Genomic DNA, 17,629 nt, shown 5'->3' on the forward strand with positions numbered 1-17,629 from the left:
GCCCCCCACCTGCCCTTTCCTCCCTCCGTCCCGTTCCACGACCCGAGGAGACCCTCGTGCTCACACCCGGATTCGACTCCACCGTCCCGGCCGACCTGGAGACCTGGCTCATCGAGCGGGTCGGCGAATACCTGCCGGACCTCACCGAACCCATAGACCCGGACCGGGAACTGGGCGAGTACGGCCTCGACTCCATCGCCGTGGTGGCCTTCGCCGCCGACGTGGAGGAGCGGCTGGGCATCGCCCTCGACCCCACCGTCATCTGGGACTTCCCGACTGTCGCCCAACTGGCCAAGTACGTCCTGGTCGAGATGGACGAGCGGCGCCCACAGGCCGCCTGACCATCCCTGCGCGGACCCGGCACCCACCCCGTGCCGGGTCCGCGCAGGGCACACAAGGGAAGGGGGCCGCGGTGGTGATCCCACCGCGGCCCCCTTCCCTGTGCGCGGATCAGGCCGCGCTGCCCGCCATCGCCCGGACCAGGCTGAGCGGACGCATGTCGGTCCAGTTGTTCTCGACGTACTCGAGGCAGGCGGCACGGGAATCCTCCCCGTGCACGGTCCGCCAGCCCGATGGGATCTCGGCGAACGCCGGCCACAGCGAGTGCTGACCCTCGTCGTTGACGAGCACGTAGTACGACGCCTCTTCGTTCTCGAACGGATTGGCCACGGTGACACCTCACAAGTGCGCGCGGAATTGCGGTTGGTGAGAGCTTCGGCCGCCCGCCTACAGGATTCCTACGCCGCCGGGCCGGAACGATGCCCCGGCGGGGGCATGCCCGCGGCGCGGCGAGCCCACCGCCGCTGCCTGCGGTTGTGCCGTTCAGCCGGGTGCGCGGGGGGCCTCGGAGGCCCCCGGGGCGGCTGCTGTCAGTTTGATGCCAACGCAACAGGATGAAGGTTCTTTGCCTGGCGGTGGCCTGTTTGGGGCGGCAAGAATCCATCTCGTGGAAACACGGCAAGCACCGGCCGGGAATCCCGCCGAGGGGAAGACGGCGGACTTTCGGAAGTGTTTGGCGGTCCGAGTTCGAAAGACTTAGGGGAGTCCGGAAATGAAGTCCGCTGTATTCCAGAAATTTTCCGTCGGCATCGCCGCCCTCGTCGCGGTGGGCGCAGTACAGATGGCTGCCGGAACCGCATTTGCCAGTGACAAGGACCCGGGCTGGCAGACGCCGCCGGCCGGGGTGCAGGTGGCTGTCGAGGCGGTTCCCGACCCGGGCTGGCAGACGCCGCCCGCCGGGGTGCAGGTTGCCGTCGAGACGGTTCCCGACCCCGGTTGGCAGACGCCGCCGGCCGGGGTGCAGGCCGGTGACCCGGTGACGCAGGATCCGGGCTGGCAGACGCCTCCGGAAGGTGTGCAGGCCGGAGACCCCGTGACGCAGGATCCGGGCTGGCAGACACCCCCGGAAGGCGTGCAGGCGGACGCCGGTGCGGTTTCCGAGCCGGGCTGGCAGACACCCCCGGCCGGCCTCTCCGGATGACAGACTGAGTAATTCCACTGCCGCGCACCCTTCCTACGGCCGGGGAAGGGTGGCCTTATTTTGGACGTAATTACGTGTTATGCTACGCCGCGTCGTGGAGAGCTTACGGTGATTTCGTACGACAGGCGTGGGGGACGCGTGCTGGAGCCCATCGGATTGAGCGAGGACGCAACAGAGGTTTATCGAGCCTCCTTACTGAATTCGTGCGGCTCGATCGAGGAACTGACGCGGCTGGTCGGCCGCCCGATCGAAACGGTACGCAGCGCACTGGACGACTGCGTGCGGCTCGGCCTCATCCGGCCCTCCTGGGAAGTCCCGGGACAACTGCGCGCGACCAGCCCCGACGTGGCACTCCAGGCCCTGCTGGCCCGCCAGGAGTCCACCCTGCTCGCCCGGCAGCGCCAGATGGCCGAAGCACGGGTGGAGGTCGCCCGGCTGATGGAGGAGTTCTCCCTCTCCCGCAACCGCGGGCGCGGCGAGGTCGAACGGCTGGAAGGCATCGACCAGATACGCGACCGCATAGAGGAACTCACCCTCAACTGCGAGCGCAGCCTGATCACCCTGGCCCCCGGCGGCCACCAGAACTCCGACAACCGCAAGGCCAGCAGACCGCTCAGCCAGTCCCTCAGGGAACGCGGAGTGGCCGTGCGCACCATCTACCTGGACAGCATCTACAACGACCCCGCCACCCTCGAACACGCCCGCTGGCTGGTCGAGTTGGGCGACGACGTACGCACCGTGGCCTCGCTGCCCTCCCGCATGATCGTCTTCGACGGCGAAGCGGCCATCCTGCCCATGGACCCCGACGACAGCGGCACCGGCGCCCACCTCTTCCGCGGCCACGGCCTGCTCGCCTGCCTCCTTGAGCTCTTCCACCTCATGTGGGAGCGGGCCGCCCCCCTCACCACCGCCCGCAGACAGCGGACCAGCACCGACTCGCAGGGACTGACCAGCCAGGAGAAGGCCGTCCTGCGACTGCTCGGCGAAGGCTTCACCGACGAGGGAGTGGCCCGCAAACTGGGGGTCTCCGTACGCACCGGCCGGCGGATCACCGCCGACCTGATGGGCAGGCTCGGAGCCAAGAGCCGGTTCCAGGCAGGGCTGCGCGCCGCCCACCTCGGCTGGCTCGACGACATCCGGTCGCCGGACAACGAGAACGACTCCGACCACGCGCTCGAAAGCCTTCTGGACCAGGACCCGAAGACGATTCCCGCCGTCCCCGGTCCCCGCGCGGGCGCCAACTCCTGACGGACACACACCGGGCCGGCCGGGCCCCGAAGAGCGCAGGGCCAGACCGGACTCAGGCGCTGAGCACCCGCGGCTGCGGCGAACCGAGGAAACCACCCCGGTAGAACAGCAGCGGACCCGAATCCTCGGCGGCGTCCGCCACACTCAGATCCGTCACCCGGCCCAGCACGATCCGGTGGTCACCGGCCGGAATCACCGACTCGATCCGGCAGTCCACCCAGGCCAGGCCACCACCGATCCGCGGCGAGCCGGTCACCGCGGCCGGACTCCACCGCACCCCGGCGAACTTGTCGCCGCCGCTCCTGCCGAACCCCCGGCACAACTCGGCCTGGTCCGCGCTCAGCACGGTCGCGCAGAACGACCCCGCCCGCTCGATCCGGGGCCCGGTCGTCGAGGTGTTCGCCACCGCGAAGGACACCAGTGGCGGATCGAGGGAGACCGAGACGAAGGACTGGCAGGCAAAACCGACCGGCTGGCCCTCGTCGACGGCGGAGATGATCGTCACCCCCGTGCAGAACCGTCCCAGTACCTCTCGGAAGCGACGCTGGTCGAGCCGGATCGCGGTGGCGGTCGTATTCACGAAGAACCTCACAGGGCAGAAGGAACGACGGAGGCGGACGGTGGCGCACCGGCGCTGCCCCCCACCGGTTCTCCGCTGCCGTCGTCACCGCCCTCCAGGGAGAAAGCTCCAGGAGGAAGCAGGTGGCGTCTCCGTCACATCGTCGAGGGCAAAAGCTCCCCGCGGCCTCTACGCGCCGCCTATAAACCCCGGCCCGCCCCACCGCCCGGGCACCGCACAGCCACCGGCCCGCCCCGAGGGTGATCACGTCGTACCGGTCGCCGCCGGCCGTGCACCCCGGCCGCCCCTCGGACATCTGCGCCCCGGCCGCCCCTCAGGCATCCGCACCCCCGCCCCCCCACCAGGCGCAGGCATAGGAACGCAGTAGGCGACCCGCATTCGATGGGACACGTGCCGTAGGCGTCCGGCGCTCGCTCCCTCCTCCCCTCTCACCGGGCAACGGTCGGAGGCCGGCCGCCCGACCCCGACACAGGTTGCGGCTGCCACCCGGCAGCTCGGCACCCCGCTGAGACGCTGAAGAAAGGCCGCTATGGCGATGGAGGACTGGACTCCTCTGGAGATCGACCCAGAGGGAATCGGCGGCCCCGAAGAGCTCGTCGAGCGGCTGGAGGCAATGGGTCAGGACGAACTGACCGCCCTCCTCACCGAGGAGAAGGCCGTCGTCTTCCGCGACTTCGACATCACCGCGGACACCCTCGACGACATCCTCGGCCTCGTGCTGCCCAACCGGTTCCACCGCGCACGCCGGTGCGACCGCATCGCCGGCGACAGCCGGATCGCACGCGACGACCGGCCCCACGCCCTCGTCCCGCCGCACCACGAGATGAGCTGCAACCACGCCTGGCCCACCCGCCTCGCCCTGCACTGCCGCACCGCCCCCACCACCGGCGGAGCCACCGTCGTGGTCGACGGCGCACGCTGGCTCGCCGCCCTGGACCCCGAAGTGCGCGAACGGTTCGCCCCCGGCGTCCGGTACGTCCGCCACCTGCACGACGGCCCCGGCCTCGGCGACAGCTGGCAGGACACCTTCGAGACCAACCGGCGCGAAGAGGTCGAGGTCTTCCTCGACGGCACCGGTGACGAATGGTGCTGGAAGCCGGACGGAGGCATCCAGGTCTCACGCATCCGGCCCGCCACCGTCGCCCACCCCGTCACCGGCGCCGAGGTCTGGTTCAACCAGGTCCACCGCTGGTACCCGCCCGGCCAGGACGAGGACCCCGCCGGCGCCGCCCTCGCCAGGGTCCTGCCGGTCGACGCACCCCCCAGGAACGTCACCTTCACCGACGGCTCCCCGATCCCCGAGGAGTACGTCGTCCAGATCTCCGACCGGGGCTTCGCGCACGCCGTGGACATCCCCTGGAACCGCGGCGACCTGATGCTTCTCGACAACGTGGCACTTGCCCACGGCCGTCGCCCCTTCACCGGCCACCGATGCATCTGCGTGGCCATGTCGGACTGACGTCCCCCGACCCCGTCAAGGAAGCTGACCCATGCACGATGCCTCTTACGAAAGTCTGCGAAGGAACGACGCCGTCCACCTCTGGCAGGGCCGGGCCCGGGACGAACCCGACCCCGGGGAACTCGCCCTGCTCTCGGCGGAGGAACGGGACATCGCCCTGCGCCGCCCCGCACCCGTCGGCACCTGGTACGCCCACGCCCACGCCGAAGTCCGCCGCATCCTGGCCGGATACTGCAACGCCGACCCCAGGGAACTGCGCATGGGCCGCTGGCCGTGCCCGCGCTGCCCCGACCCCGCCCACGGCCGCCCCCGGCTGCTCTTCCCCCGCACCGGACTCGACTTCAACCTGTCCCGCTCCGGCCCGTACTGGCTGCTCGCCGTGGCCGCCGAACGCCCCGTCGGAGTGGACCTCGAAGCCGCCCGCGCCCTCGACGACATATGGAGCACCTCGCTCGTCGTCATGTCCGGAGCCGAACTGCGCCACCTCGCCCGGCTGCCCGACGAAGCGTCGCGCACCGCCGCGTTCTACCGCGCCTGGACCCGCAAGGAAGCCGTCGCCAAGGCGAGCGGCGTCGGCGTCGTGGCCGACCTGAGCAGCATCGACGTAGCTCCCCACCTGCCGGGCCCGGTGACCGTGCGCCACGTCGAACCCCGCGGCCCCGACCTGTGGCTCGTACGGGACCTGCCCATCGGACACGACCGGTACGCGGCGCTGGCCAGGGAACCGGAGAGCACCGGCCCCATCCTGCTCATCGACCCGGGCGGACCCCGCCTCTCGGTGCTGCCGCTCGCCGAACCTCTTCCCACCGGGGCCGGTCTGGCCCCCGCACCCCACCCGGGCGGGTGACGGCGGGGGGACGGACACGACCACCGCGGCAGCGCCACCCGGCCTCAGGCCACCGACTCCTCGGCAGCACAGCTCGTACCGGCGAACAGCCGCAGCAGCGCGTGCAGCCGGTACGCCGGCACGCCCGGCCCGTCGGAGACGGTCAGCAACCCGTCGTCCACCAGCGACTCCAGACCCTTCTCCACCGTGTCCGGCCGCCACCCGAACTCCCGGGCCGCCGACCGTGCGGAGAACACCTCCTGCCCCGACCGGGACAGGCGCATCAGCAGCTCCCGGTGCTCCGGGCCGAGCCGGCTGAGCGACACCTCCAGGCTGCGCGGGACCGAAAGCCCGCGCGCCTGGAGCTCCCGCAACCGCATCCGTGGATCCGCCAGCCGGCCCGCGAGACGACCCAGCGTGGCACCGGGCCGGCCCGCCAGCCGCGTCGACACGATCCGCAACGCCAACGGCAGCCCCGCACAGTGCCGCACAATTTCCTGCGCCGCCTGATGTTCGGCCGCGACCCGCGCCGGGCCCACCGAGGCCGACAGCATCCGCAGGCCCTCCTCGGCGTCCAGCGAATCCAGCACGAGCGTGTGCAGACCGCCCACGGGGCCCAGCGCGGTCCGGCTGGTGATCAGCACCGCCGGCTCCGGAGCGCCCGGCAGCAGCGGGGCCAGCTGCAGCTCATTGACCGCGTTGTCCAGCAGGATCAGCAGCCGCCGCCTGGCCGTCCGGGTCCGGTACAGCCGGATCAGCTCGTCCAGGTCCGGCTCGGCCGCGCCCACCGGCTCACCGAGCGCACGCAACAGAGCGACCAGCACGGTCCGCGGATCCTGCGGCGAACCGTCCGGATAGCTCAGGTTCGCGTACAGCTGGCCGTCCGGGAAGGCGTCCAGGCAGTCGTTGGCCGCCCGCACCGCGAGCGCCGTCTTCCCGCTCCCCGCCATGCCCGTCAGCAGAAACCGCCGCGCGTGCCAGGAACGGCCCTCCATCGGTGGCAACAGCCGCCGCAGCTGGTCGAGTTCGCCGACGCGCCCGGTGAAGTCCGGAATGTCCGGCGGAAGCATCGCCGGCGGCACCAGGGCGGACACCGGCCGGGTCAGCGTGTCCGGAATCGGTTCGCAGGACAGCACCGCCTGATAGGCCGCCGTCAGCTCGACCCCCGGGTCCACCCCGAGCTCCTCGGCCAGCACCTGGCGCCCGTCGTGGTACGCGGTGAGCGCGTCGGCCTGCCGGCCGCACCGGTACAGGGCCTTCATCAGCTGCGCCCGCATCCGCTCGCGCACCGGGAACTCCCCGACCAGCGCGGTCAGTTCGGGCACCACCTGACGGTGCCGGCCGAGCGCCAGGTCCACATCGATCCGGTTCTCCGTCGCGGCGGCCCTCGCCTCCTCCAGCCGGGGCAGCTCGGTGTCGGCCAGGAACTCCGCCACGTTCGACAGGGCCGAGCCCCGCCACAGCTCCAGCGCGTCCCGCAGATGCGTGTCCGCCCGTTCCAGCTCGCCCGCCTCCTGCGCCTTTGCGCCGAGCCGGGTCAGCCGCTCGAACTCCAGGAAGTCCACCCGGGCGTTCCCGGTGTCCATCGCGTAGCCGGGCAGCTGCCGCACGATGCGCACACCGTCACCGAGCTGCATCCGCAGCCGCGAGATGTACGTGTAGATCTGCGCGCTCATCGTCGCCGGCGGGCTCCACCCCCACAACAGGTGGCTCAGCCTGGCATCGGAGACCATCCGGCCCCGGGCAAGGAGCAGCGCGGCTAGGACGGTCTTCACCTTCGTTCCTGACAGGGGAATGTTCTCCCCGTCCCTGTGGGCCTCTACCGGGCCCAGAATGCGGAATTCCATGGCACCCCCGTTTGGCTGCTTTCCGGCCGTTCCAGTCTCGGACCGAATCAGTCGGCGTGGCAGCTTCCGACCTGTCAGGAGGTTGCGGCGGCAGGGCCCTGCAACTTCAGGCCACGCCCCGGCAATGCCGTGCACCGACCGGCGGCGGCAACGAGGTCCGACGGGGTGACCTCCCTTGACATGTATGTGCATGTGCGTGCAATCTTCTCGGTGTTGTGTGTACTCCCGGTCCGAAAGGCCGGGGTGTTGTTGCTTGCGAAATCAATTGTCTGGTGGGTGTGGGTATGGCTGAGCCGGTGCGGATCAGGGTCTGGTCGGACTTCGTGTGTCCGTTCTGCATGTTGGCGGAGGGGCCCCTGGAGGAGGTGGTCGCCGAGTTCGGCGCCGGGGTGGAAGTGGAGTGGATGCCGTTCGAGCTGCGTCCGAGCCCCCATCCGACGCTGCGGCCGGAGGACGACTACCTGCCGCGCATCTGGGAGAGCGCGGTCTACCCGATGGCCCGGCGCATGGGCGTGGACATCACGCTGCCGACCGTGTCCCCGCAGCCCTACACGGCCCTCGCCTTCGAGGGCTACCAGTTCGCCGCCGAGCGCGGACTGGGCACCGCCTACACCCGGCGGATGTTCCGGGCGTTCTTCCAGGAGGACCAGGACCTGGGGGAGATCGGTGTCCTGAGCGCACTGGCCGCAGGGATCGGCCTCGACGAAGCCGCATTCCGCACCGCGCTGGAGGACGGCACCCACCGGGCCCGGCACGAGGACGCGCTGCGGGAGGCGGCGGCCCACCAGGTGCGGTCGGTGCCCACGATCCTCGTCGGGGAGACCCGCATCGAGGGTGTGCCGCGTGCGGCCCAGCTGCGCAAGGCGGTCCTGGACGCCCAGGCCCACCAGGCCGGGGACGCGGCCTTCGGCGCTTCCTGCTCCGTCGACGGGGGCTGCTGACATGGGGGACACCCATCCCGCCCTCACCGCCTGCCACTTCGCGGGCCTCGATCTGCGCAACAGATTCGCCCTCGCCCCGATGACACGCGTGTCGGCCGCGAGCGACGGCGGCGTGACGCGGGAGATGGCCGACTACTACGCGGCCTTCGCCGAGGGCGGTTTCGGCCTCCTGATCACCGAGGGGACGTACACCGACACCGCCTTCAGCCAGGGGTATCTGCACCAGCCCGGCATCGCCGACGGCGCGCAGGCCGCTGCCTGGCGGCCGGTGGTGGAGCGGACGCATGCCGCAGGCGCGCGCATCGTCCTGCAGCTGATGCACGCGGGTGCGCTGGCGCAGGGAAACCGGTTCAGGGACCGTACGGTGGGCCCCTCCCCGGTGCGGCCGCTGGGTGAGCAGCTGTCGAAGTACCGCGGCGGCGGGCGCTGGCCGGTGCCGCAGGAGATGACCTGCGTGCAGATCGCCGAGGCGGTGGACGGATTCTCCGCGGCCGCCGTCCGGGCCAGGGACGCGGGCTTCGACGGGGTGGAGGTGCACGCGGCGAACGGATATCTGCTGGATCAGTTCCTCACCCCGTACACCAATGTGCGCTCCGACGGGTACGGCGGCAGCGCCGAAAGCCGCTTCCGGCTGGTGCGGGAGGTGATCGCCGGGGCGAAGGGGGCCGCAGGGCCCGGGTTCGCGGTCGGTGTCCGCCTCTCCCAGGGGAAGATCAACAACCCTTCGTGGCGGTGGCCGGGAGGGGAGGCCGCGGCGAGCGCGCTGTTCGCGGGGGCCGCGGCGGCGGGCGCGGACTATCTGCATCTGGCCGGGAGCGGGCGGGACTGGTCGGGGGACGGGCCGGCGCTCGGCGCCCTCGCCCGGGCGGTGACGGGGCTCCCGGTGATCGGCAACGGCGGCCTGCACCGCGATGCGGTGGCGCGGCGCGTCCTGGAGGAGGGGCAGGCGGACCTCCTGGCGATCGGGACGGGCGCGCTGGCCAATCCCGACCTTCCCCACAGGGTCGCCCGGGGTGGACAGCTGACGGCGTTCGACCCGGAGGTGCTGGAGCCGCTGGCGACGCTGGACAACGCCCGTGCGCGCGCCCACGCTTGACAGTTATTACATGCACATACAAGATTAGCCCTGCGGGCCGGGTTGCCGACGGCGGCCTCGTCTACGCAATTGCTTGTATGTGCAGCCAATTTATGGTTGTGGTGTTCTGGGAGGCGGCTGTTGATGGGTGTGCAGGAGAGCGGATTGCTGGAGTCCGCCCGGGAATCGGTCCGGCTCAGCAGCGAACACGTCGCGCAGGGGGGAATCCCCTTCTGCGGGCTGGTCGTGAACGGTGGGCGAGTGCTGGGCACGGGGTTCAACCGGGTGCGGGAGGACAGCGATCCGACGGCGCACGCGGAGGTGGTCGCCCTGCGCGAGGCCACTGCCCGGTACGGACTGGGCGCGGTGGCGGGGGCGACGCTGATCGCCTCCGGTGAACCGTGCGCCCTGTGCTACCTGGCGGCGCGGTACGCGGGCATCGGGCGTGTGGTGCATGCCGCGGACCGCCGGACCGCCGCCCGCTACGGCTTCGACTACACGGGTTCGTACACGCTCCTGGCCGAGGACCCGGCCGGCTGGCCCATGGAGGTCACCGCGTTGCAACTGCCGGAGGCGGAGCAGCCGTTCAAGGACTTCCTCACCCGGACCGGGGCCCGCCACTAGCGGCCCCCTGCGCCCCGCCCCCACGGCACGGGGCGAACGCCACGGGACCTGACGCTCCCCGCTCCCGTGGCCCCTGACTGATCTTCAACTCACTTCATTCACTGCACGGAAGGACCTCCCATGCACTGGCTCTACCTCGCGATCGCTGTTGCCTTCGAGACCACGGTGGCCATCGCCGCCGGCAAGGCCGAGGGTTTCAAGAACCGTAAGTGGACTGCCATCACCCTGCTCAGCGGGGCTGCCGCGACGTTCTTCCTCAGCAAGGCACTGCTGACCTTCGACGTCGGCGTCGGCTATGCGCTGTGGACGTCGGTGGCCGGTGTCGGCATCACCGTCCTGGGCGCGCTGTTCTTCGGGCAGCGTCTGAACCTCAACAAGGTGATCGGCATCGCCCTGGTCATCGGAGGCGTGGTCGGTCTCCAGCTGAGCGGCTCCGCCTGACCCCGGCCCGCCCCACCCCACTCCACCCCGGCCCGCACCCGGAACCCCCTCCGCAGCCTTCTGCGGCCCGGGGCGGCGCCCCCCCGCGTGAGTTGCCCGCGGCCTCCTGTGCCGTGCGTTCCGCCATCGTCTGATGATCATCTTTGAGCGAGAGGACTTACCTCCCATGTCCAATGCAGCAGCCCGGAGTTCCAGCAATGCCTGGCTCATGCTCCTTCTGGCGGGAGTTTTCGAGATCGGTTACGCGCTCGCCGTCGGCGGCAGCGAGGGATTCACCGTTCTGACCTGGTCCCTGGTCGCCGTGGTGTTCTTCCTCCTGACGCTCTACGCACTGAGCCTCGCCCTGCGCACGATCGATGTGAGCATCGGGTACGCGGTCTGGGCGGGCATCGGCGCCGTCGGCGCGGCGGTGTTCGGCCCGCTGTTCTTCGACGAGACCCTGACCGTGGCCAAGGGCCTCTGGCTGGCGGTGATCATCGCCGGGGTGATCTGGCTGAAGCTGGCCGACCGTACGAAGCCGTCCGAGGCAATCGCGGAGCCCGCCGCGCCGGAGCGGCTCGCGGACAGGCCCGGGGCGCTCCAGGTCTGAGGTGTACGGCCGCTGTGCCCGGGCCTTGGTGCCCGGGCCCGCTGTACCCGCTCCGGTGTGCGCGAGCCGCCTGCCACCCTGTGCCGTCGGTCGACGGGGGTGGCGGGCGGCTGTCGTGCGTACGGGCGCCTCAGACGGCGGTCCTGCCGCCGTCGACGGCGAGGGCGGCGCCGGTGGTGAAGGAGGCGTGGTCGGAGCAGAGCCAGGCGGCGGCGCGGGCGATCTCGGTGGGCTCCGCGAAGCGCTGCTGGATGGCTTTGGTGGCGAAGCGGGGGTTCAGGCCGGGGTGGGCGGTGAGGACGCCGTCCATCATCGGGGTGTCGGTGCTGCCGACGACGAGGGCGTTGACGCGGATGCCGTGGGCGCCGTACTCGGCCGCTGCCGCCCGGGTGAGGCCCAGGACGGCGTGCTTGGCGGCGATGTAGGGGGCGGATGCGGCGGTGGCGCGCTGGCCCGCGACGCTGGAGGTGTTGACGACCGAACCGGTGCCGGCGGGCAGCATGGCGGGTATCTGGGCGCGCAGGCAGTTCCATACGCCGCGCAGGTTGACGTCCATGGTGCGCTCGAAGAGGTCGTCGGAGAGCTCGTGGAGCAGGGTTCCCGTGGTGGCGTAACCGGCGTTGTTGAAGGCGCAGTCGAGCTTGCCGAAGTGGTCGACGGCGGTGGAGACGGCGTGTTCCATGTCGCAGGGGCGGGTGACGTCGCCGGGAACGGCGACGGCCTCCCCGCCGTCCTTCCTGATGTCTGCTGCGACCTCCTCGACCAGGCCGGCCCTGCGGGCCACGAGTACGACGGCGGCCCCTTCGGCGGCGAAGTGGCGTGCGGCCGCGGCGCCGATCCCGCTGGAGGCGCCCGTGATCAGTGCGACCTTGCCGTTCAGCAGTCCTGTGCCCGGTGTCATGCGTTTCTTTCCTGTCCGGCCGCGGCAGCGGCAGCTGTGGGGGCGGAGTCCCAGAAGGTGCCCGTGGCCATCTGCTGGTCGATGCGGTGCAGCAGACCCTCGTCGAGGGCGTCGAGGCCGTCGATCAGGTGGCGCACGCCGGCCTCTCGCATGAGGGTGCGCTGGTGGCTGTGGACGAAGGGGGAAGGGTGGCCGACGAAGGCGCAGCCGAGCGTGCGGGCCGCGTCGGCGACCCGGGCGACGTCGTCGACGAACAGGGCCTGATCGGGGCGGAGGGAGAAAACGTCCTGGGTGATCTCGCGGAGGCCGGGGCGGATGTCGTTCGTGCAGACGTAGCCGGGCCCGTCGAACAGGTCGGCCCAGTGGCCCAGGTGGCGGTCGAAGTGGTCCTTGCCCAGGCCGCCGTAGCAGACCGTGCGCAGGCCCGCGGCTCGCAGCCGCAGGAGCAGATCGCGGGCGCCCGGGGTGAGGGCGACCGGCCGGCGTTCGAGGTGGGCGGCGCGTTCGGCGAAGTAGGCGGCGAGCGCTTCTTCGCCCGTCATGCCGCCGCCCACGGCGGCCGCGAGGAGCCGCCCGGCGATGTGCTGGGGCTGGGAGAAGATGGAGCGTTCCAGCTCGGCGGAGTAGGTGCCGCCTCTGCTGACGACGAAGTGGTGGATGACCGGGCTGAAGGTGTCGTTGAGCAGGACACCGTCGATGTTCAGGGCGGCCAGGCGCAGGGAGTGCATGCGGCTCCGTAAGGATCGTCCGGAATCAGGCAGAACGGGCAGGACAGCCGGAACGGCCCGGCCCGCTGGTGCGGGCAGGACCGTGCGGGCGGACCGGACGGCCCGCCGGGGTGCGGGCGGGCCGTCGGGCCGGGAGGGACAGGGCGGGCCCTGCCCGGGTGAGCAGGCCCGCCGGGGCGGGTGGAACGGCTGGGGTCGCCGGGCGGTCAGGGCATCATCGCGGCCCCGCGGGCGGGGGTCGCCTCGGCGCGGGTGATCACGGACGGTACCGCGATGCCCGGCAGGAGCAGGTTCCACATCTGCTGGGTGCGCTCGGGGAGATCCTCGCGGCCGCTGACGACGTGGGAGTACATCTGCATCCCGGTACAGGCGGCGACGACGAACTCCGCGACCACGAACGGATCCACGCCCGGCTGCAGCTCGCCGTGGTCACGTGCCTCTTCCAGGTAACCGGCCATGATCCCGCGGAAGCTCTCGTACGGGCTGATGTCCAGGGAGCCGATGGAGGCCTGTTCGTTCGTCAGCCGTACGCCGGCGCGGAGCAACGGGTCGCGCTGCAGCTGCCACGACCACACCAGGGTGAGGTCGATGAGCCGCTGCAGACCGCCGGCGGCAAGCAGCGGCACGATGGTCTCGGGCTGACTGTTCATCACCGCCTTGGCCAGGCCTTCTTTCGAGTCGAAGTGGAAATAGAGCGCCCCCGCCGTCACGCCGGCGCGCTTGAGGATGCGGGCGATGCTGGCCCCCGCGTAGCCGAACTCGTCGAAGACCTCTGCGGCCGCGTGCAGGAGCGCGCGGCGGGTCTGCTCCGCCCGCTCCTGTTTCAGTTGCGCCATATCTCTCACCTTCTCAAAAAGAACGCTCCTTACGTTATCTGAGAGCACCAGGGTGCAAGCAAGTCCGTTTTATGCTCTTTGATTTGCCGATATCGCCAGATTCCCTAGCAAACAATCAAGAGGCAGTCCCCCTTGACTTGAGAAAACAAAAAGAACATTATTTTTTCCGGCCGGGTACGCGGAGTGCGCTTTTCCCACCTCTGCGTAGTCGACCGCTTTAACTACCGATCATGGGGGCGGAGTTGTCTGTTTCGGTTCTGAGCCTTGAGGCGCAGCCGGTCCATCAGTGGCGGGTGCACCAGTGGCAGGTGCACAAACTCCGGGGGGAGGAAGTCCTGCTCAGGACGTGGGCCGAGGTGTCGCCCGGCCATTACGTGCTCACCGCCCGCTGGCCGCGGGGGCACGACTTCTACCGGCCGTCGCAGGGCACGTACGACCCGATGCTGCTCGCCGAGAGCGTGCGCCAGGCGGTGCCGCTGCTCTCCCACGCCGTGCACGGCGTGCCGCGGGAATTCATGCAGGCGTGGGAACACTTCCGTTTCACGGTCGAGCCGCTGGCGTCGCTGGTGACCACCGCCGACGAGGAGGTGCGCCTCGTGGTGGCCGGATCGGACGTGGTCCGCCGCGGCACCAGGTTCGCCGGCATGACCATGGACATCGCCGTCCACCTGGGGGAGCGCCTGATAGGCACCGCGCACACCCGCTTCAACAACCAGCCCGCGGCCATATACCGGCGGCTGCGCGGAAGTTACGCGGACGCCGGCGCCGCACTCTCACGCTGCCTGCCCCCCGGCCCGCCCGTGGAGGCGCACCGGGTCGACCGGCACTCGGCGGCCGACGTGGTGCTCTCGCCCGCTCCCGGCGGCGGCAACGGGCGGTGGGAACTGCGGGTGGACCCGTCGCATCCGGTGCTGTTCGACCACAAGGTCGACCACGTGCCCGGCATGCTCCTGCTGGAGGCCGCGCGGCAGGCGGCGCACGCCGTCGGCGACGGCGCTCTGGCCGTCACCGGGATGAAGACGCACTTCGCCCGGTACGTCGAGTTCGATGCCCCCGCCCTCGTCCTGGCCGGCGAGCCGGTCTGCGACGGCACGGGCGGCCGCCGCGTGGAGGTGACGGTCGAGCAGCACGGCGTACGGGCCTTCACCTGCGAGGTGACCGTGGAACCGGCACTCGGCCTCTGACACCCCCCACGCGTCACCCGTACGCGGCACGGCGGGCGGCCCGTATCCCCCTCTTCCCCGGGGATACGGGCCGCCCGCCGCTCTCGTGACCCGCACCGGCTTCGACCGCTACCGGCTCAGACCGTTTCCGGCTCAGACCCGCACCGGCTCCCGCACCCGGCCCGCCTCCGGCACCCGGCGCGGTTCGGGCGCCGGCATGGGCTCGGGCAGTTCGTCGTGCAGGGTGACCTCGACGTGCACCGAGGCCGGGACCGCGAAACTGGCTTCGTAGCCCGGGGGTGCGAGCAGCTGCCTCACCCGCCACCCGAGCGGCTGCCCGGTCAGGTCCATGCGGTTCATGACGGCGGCCATCCCCGCTCCGGTCGCCTTGGCCATCGCTTCCTTGCGGGTCCACAGGCGGGCGAAGTCCCGGACGAGTTCACCCTCGGGACGGTCCTTGAGCCACTGCTGCTCCCTGGGGTGGAGGAAGGGCAAGTAGCCGGCGACGGCCTGGGGGGTCGGCCAGGACTCGATGTCGATGCCGATGGTGGCCTCGGCGACCGCGATGGCGACGTGGTCCCCGCTGTGCGACATCGAGAACTCCGGGGCGGGCGCGCCCGGTCCCACGTCGCGCAGGGCGGGCCTGCCGTGCGCCCCGCCGCAGCCGGGACACGGCCGGCGCTCGAAGCCGACGCTGGTGGCCGGGCAGCCGAGCGAGGAGCCCAGGACGCTCCGCAGCGCCCAGTGGGCGAAGAGGTAGGCGCTCTTGCCGGCCGGCTGCGGTATCGCGGCCAGCCTGCTCCTTTCCTTCTCGTCCAGCCAGTCGGGCGTGTGGCCGTCGGCCGCCGGAGGGGACGCGGGTGGGGCCCGGACGATCCAGATGCCGACCGGGTCGAGGACCTCCCCCGGGGGCGCGTCCAACCACTTGAGGTCGTGTGTCATGTCGATACGGCTCCTGGTGCGGCGGGGATCCGGCCGGTCCCCGCCCCGGGTCGGGTCAGGCGGTTGCTGCGAGCATCGCCCACGGGCCGGTCGTGGCGTACTGCTCGAGGTCTTCCACGGCGAGGTAGCGCCGGAAGCCCGGCACCTGCTCCGCGGGGCGCAGCGCTCCGCGGTAGAGCACCAGGCCGTGCACGCCGCTGCCGTTGTCGTGCCAGCACACGAGCGGCATGCGGTACTCGGGTGTGTCGCAGGTTTCCTGCACGGCCGCTTCGTAGCCGTGCCCGGGCAGCATGCTCATCGGGCCGCACCCACCGCCGCACCGCGGGCCGCGTCCGCGCCCTGGGGGAGGGCGCCGAACAGGGCACCGTACTGGGTGATCCGGGCGGCGGCCCCGCTGCCGCCCGCGAGGTGCAGCGCGTGCCAGAACAGCACCTGGTTCGCGGTGAGCACGGGGAAGCCGAGGCGCTCCTCGAGGCCGGCGATGGTGCCCACGGCGCGGATGCCGTTGCCGGCGACCAGCACCGCCTGCGGGCGCTGCGGGGCGACGGTGGACTCGATCCACTGCACCAGCGCCTCCGGCGTGATCAGTTTCTGGTTGCTGGGCAGGCCGCAGGGGGCGTGGTGGACGACGTCGAAGCCGCGTTCACCGAAGTAGGAGGCGCCCAGGGCGGAGAGCTCGTCGTCGAACCACGGCGGGTTGACGAGTGCGATCCGCTCCGCGCCCAGGGCGGTGAAGCCGGCCGCCGCGGCGTGGGTGGTGCCGGTGAGGGGGATGCCGCGGGTCCGCTCCGCGAGCCGCTCGAACAGCTTCTGCTCACCGTCGGCGCCCAGGACGTAGGCGGAGCTGGTGAACCCCAGGGCGATGGAGTCGAGCGGAGCGGCGGCCAGCAGCTCGACGGCGTCGTCGATGAAGGGCGGGTCGATGAAGGCACGCACCGGGTCGTGCGGGATCTTCGGATCCATTTCCCCGCCGGGGCGCATCGCCCCGAAGTGGACGCGTGAGCCGTGGATCGAGACGTCGTCGGGTGCCATCGCCTGAAGCTCGGACTCGGGCCCGACGTCCGCGTGCGGTACGACGACGCCGACGCGGGCGGCCGCGGCCCAGCCGTCCTCACGGGCCTGGAACTGCGTCATGGGGTGCTTCTCCTCTTCTGCTTCTGCTTTCGCTGCTGCTGCGGTGTGCGGGCGGGGGCCGGGGCCGGGCGCGGAGGTCAGGCCGCTTCGTCGGCGAGCGAACCGCCCTGGACGGTGCCGGTGCCGCCCTCGTTGAGGAACTTGGGGTGCTTGCGGCGCATGGTGGCCATCACGAACTCGTAGGGGACGTCGTCGAAGTCGCCGTGGTCGGTGAGGAACTCCATGCTCTGGCGGCCCTGTGCGTCGAAGGGGTGGTAGAGGCTGTCGGAGCGGCCGTCGAACTCCAGCGGTGCCATGCCGTAGAGCCGGCACAGGAGCTTGTTGAAGACAGGGGTCACCTTGATCCAGCGGCCGTCGAGGTACACGGTGGCCAGGCCGTGGAAGAAGACGTCACCGCCGATGTAGGTGCGCAGCCGGTCGGAAGCGAGGTGGTTGCGGACGTCGCTGTAGTGCAGCCGGGCGGGGATGCCGACGGCACGGCAACAGGCGGCGTACAGCACGGACTTGTGCAGGCAGAAGCCCATGCCGGCGGCGATGACGCTGGACGCCTTGAGGCCCTGCTCGGACAGGTCGGCGCCGTAGACCTCGTAGTGGATGCGGTCGCGCACCGCGTAGTAGAGGGCGACGGCGAGACCGGCCGGGCCGGCGGCGTCGCGGTCGATTCCGGCCAGGGCCTTGTCGACGAACGCCTGGACGCTTTCGTGCTCGTAGTCGAGGAAGCCGGTGGCCGCCGTGAGGCGGGCCCGCTCGACGGCGGCCGGCTCCTCGGGCGCGGCCGGCTGGGAGGTGGCGGTGAAGGTGTCGGTCACGGTCAT

Annotated in this window: 21 protein-coding genes; 11 read left to right on the forward strand and 10 right to left on the reverse strand. The window is 71.2% G+C overall.

Annotated features, from left to right (window positions below; all coding sequences use genetic code 11):
- The first annotated feature begins 56 nt into the window (after window positions 1-56).
- Complete coding sequence (locus ACFWVV_RS15005; RefSeq protein ID WP_384353685.1) at window positions 57-341, forward strand: acyl carrier protein; 285 nt, start codon at window positions 57-59, stop codon at window positions 339-341.
- 109 nt (window positions 342-450) lie between these two features.
- Here ACFWVV_RS15005 and ACFWVV_RS15010 read toward each other — a convergent pair whose 3' ends face one another.
- Window positions 451-669 (reverse strand): MbtH family protein, encoded by a 219-nt coding sequence (locus tag ACFWVV_RS15010; protein WP_384357201.1) that lies wholly within the window; start codon window positions 667-669, stop codon window positions 451-453.
- A 382-nt stretch (window positions 670-1,051) separates the two neighbouring features.
- On the opposite strand from ACFWVV_RS15010, the gene ACFWVV_RS15015 reads away from it, so the two are divergent.
- Together ACFWVV_RS15015 and ACFWVV_RS15020 are read left to right on the forward strand one after the other, a co-directional pair.
- On the forward strand, window positions 1,052-1,480 hold the full coding sequence (locus tag ACFWVV_RS15015; protein WP_384357203.1) for a hypothetical protein: 429 nt from the start codon (window positions 1,052-1,054) through the stop codon (window positions 1,478-1,480).
- A gap of 138 nt (window positions 1,481-1,618) precedes the next feature.
- Entirely contained in the window at window positions 1,619-2,728 is a 1,110-nt protein-coding gene (locus ACFWVV_RS15020) for a LuxR C-terminal-related transcriptional regulator (protein WP_384422701.1), read from the forward strand.
- A gap of 52 nt (window positions 2,729-2,780) precedes the next feature.
- On the opposite strand, the gene ACFWVV_RS15025 is transcribed toward ACFWVV_RS15020, so the two are convergent.
- Window positions 2,781-3,308: a flavin reductase family protein gene (locus tag ACFWVV_RS15025; RefSeq protein ID WP_384357207.1), complete on the reverse strand. Its 528-nt coding sequence runs from the start codon at window positions 3,306-3,308 to the stop codon at window positions 2,781-2,783.
- 529 nt (window positions 3,309-3,837) lie between these two features.
- Here ACFWVV_RS15025 and ACFWVV_RS15030 point away from each other — a divergent pair.
- Both ACFWVV_RS15030 and ACFWVV_RS15035 read left to right on the forward strand, forming a co-directional pair.
- Window positions 3,838-4,767, forward strand: coding sequence for a TauD/TfdA family dioxygenase (locus tag ACFWVV_RS15030; RefSeq protein WP_384357209.1), 930 nt, complete (start codon window positions 3,838-3,840; stop codon window positions 4,765-4,767).
- Between the two features lie 31 nt (window positions 4,768-4,798).
- On the forward strand, window positions 4,799-5,614 hold the full coding sequence (locus ACFWVV_RS15035) for a 4'-phosphopantetheinyl transferase family protein (RefSeq protein ID WP_384357211.1): 816 nt from the start codon (window positions 4,799-4,801) through the stop codon (window positions 5,612-5,614).
- Window positions 5,615-5,658: 44 nt separating this feature from the next.
- Here the strand turns inward: ACFWVV_RS15035 and ACFWVV_RS15040 are convergent, their stop codons facing one another.
- Window positions 5,659-7,368: a BTAD domain-containing putative transcriptional regulator gene (locus ACFWVV_RS15040; RefSeq protein ID WP_384357213.1), complete on the reverse strand. Its 1,710-nt coding sequence runs from the start codon at window positions 7,366-7,368 to the stop codon at window positions 5,659-5,661.
- 356 nt (window positions 7,369-7,724) lie between these two features.
- Between ACFWVV_RS15040 and ACFWVV_RS15045 the strand changes: the two genes are divergently transcribed.
- From ACFWVV_RS15045 to ACFWVV_RS15065, 5 genes are all read left to right on the forward strand, one after another.
- Complete coding sequence (locus ACFWVV_RS15045; RefSeq protein WP_384357215.1) at window positions 7,725-8,381, forward strand: DsbA family protein; 657 nt, start codon at window positions 7,725-7,727, stop codon at window positions 8,379-8,381.
- A 1-nt stretch (window position 8,382) separates the two neighbouring features.
- Window positions 8,383-9,477 (forward strand): NADH:flavin oxidoreductase, encoded by a 1,095-nt coding sequence (locus ACFWVV_RS15050; RefSeq protein ID WP_384357217.1) that lies wholly within the window; start codon window positions 8,383-8,385, stop codon window positions 9,475-9,477.
- A gap of 123 nt (window positions 9,478-9,600) precedes the next feature.
- Window positions 9,601-10,080 (forward strand): nucleoside deaminase, encoded by a 480-nt coding sequence (locus ACFWVV_RS15055; RefSeq protein ID WP_384357219.1) that lies wholly within the window; start codon window positions 9,601-9,603, stop codon window positions 10,078-10,080.
- Between the two features lie 120 nt (window positions 10,081-10,200).
- Entirely contained in the window at window positions 10,201-10,521 is a 321-nt protein-coding gene (locus ACFWVV_RS15060; RefSeq protein ID WP_384357221.1) for a DMT family transporter, read from the forward strand.
- A 166-nt stretch (window positions 10,522-10,687) separates the two neighbouring features.
- Window positions 10,688-11,110: a DMT family transporter gene (locus ACFWVV_RS15065; RefSeq protein WP_384357223.1), complete on the forward strand. Its 423-nt coding sequence runs from the start codon at window positions 10,688-10,690 to the stop codon at window positions 11,108-11,110.
- A gap of 130 nt (window positions 11,111-11,240) precedes the next feature.
- On the opposite strand, the gene ACFWVV_RS15070 is transcribed toward ACFWVV_RS15065, so the two are convergent.
- The 3 genes from ACFWVV_RS15070 to ACFWVV_RS15080 form a co-directional block, all read right to left on the reverse strand.
- Complete coding sequence (locus tag ACFWVV_RS15070) at window positions 11,241-12,011, reverse strand: SDR family NAD(P)-dependent oxidoreductase (protein ID WP_384357225.1); 771 nt, start codon at window positions 12,009-12,011, stop codon at window positions 11,241-11,243.
- The gene (locus ACFWVV_RS15075; protein WP_384357227.1) at window positions 12,008-12,739 is read right to left on the reverse strand and encodes an HAD family phosphatase; all 732 of its coding nucleotides are present in this window, start codon (window positions 12,737-12,739) and stop codon (window positions 12,008-12,010) included. The genes ACFWVV_RS15070 and ACFWVV_RS15075 overlap by 4 nt, the downstream gene beginning before the upstream one ends.
- Window positions 12,740-12,945: 206 nt before the next feature.
- A complete protein-coding gene (locus ACFWVV_RS15080; RefSeq protein ID WP_384357229.1) occupies window positions 12,946-13,575 on the reverse strand; it encodes a ScbR family autoregulator-binding transcription factor in 630 nt (209 codons plus the stop codon).
- A gap of 242 nt (window positions 13,576-13,817) precedes the next feature.
- Between ACFWVV_RS15080 and ACFWVV_RS15085 the strand changes: the two genes are divergently transcribed.
- Entirely contained in the window at window positions 13,818-14,759 is a 942-nt protein-coding gene (locus ACFWVV_RS15085) for a ScbA/BarX family gamma-butyrolactone biosynthesis protein (RefSeq protein ID WP_384357231.1), read from the forward strand.
- Window positions 14,760-14,891: 132 nt separating this feature from the next.
- On the opposite strand, the gene ACFWVV_RS15090 is transcribed toward ACFWVV_RS15085, so the two are convergent.
- The 4 genes from ACFWVV_RS15090 to ACFWVV_RS15105 all read right to left on the reverse strand — a co-directional run bounded on the left by ACFWVV_RS15090 (window position 14,892) and on the right by ACFWVV_RS15105 (window position 17,629).
- A complete protein-coding gene (locus ACFWVV_RS15090) occupies window positions 14,892-15,680 on the reverse strand; it encodes a 4'-phosphopantetheinyl transferase family protein (protein WP_384357233.1) in 789 nt (262 codons plus the stop codon).
- A gap of 55 nt (window positions 15,681-15,735) precedes the next feature.
- Window positions 15,736-15,978 (reverse strand): DUF6253 family protein, encoded by a 243-nt coding sequence (locus ACFWVV_RS15095; protein ID WP_384357235.1) that lies wholly within the window; start codon window positions 15,976-15,978, stop codon window positions 15,736-15,738.
- Complete coding sequence (locus ACFWVV_RS15100) at window positions 15,975-16,814, reverse strand: maleate cis-trans isomerase (RefSeq protein ID WP_384357237.1); 840 nt, start codon at window positions 16,812-16,814, stop codon at window positions 15,975-15,977. The genes ACFWVV_RS15095 and ACFWVV_RS15100 overlap by 4 nt, the downstream gene beginning before the upstream one ends.
- A gap of 77 nt (window positions 16,815-16,891) precedes the next feature.
- Window positions 16,892-17,629 (reverse strand): transglutaminase family protein, encoded by a 738-nt coding sequence (locus ACFWVV_RS15105; RefSeq protein WP_384357239.1) that lies wholly within the window; start codon window positions 17,627-17,629, stop codon window positions 16,892-16,894.

It is taken from the genome of Streptomyces sp. NPDC058663 (assembly GCF_042716745.1).
Taxonomy (GTDB): domain Bacteria; phylum Actinomycetota; class Actinomycetes; order Streptomycetales; family Streptomycetaceae; genus Streptomyces.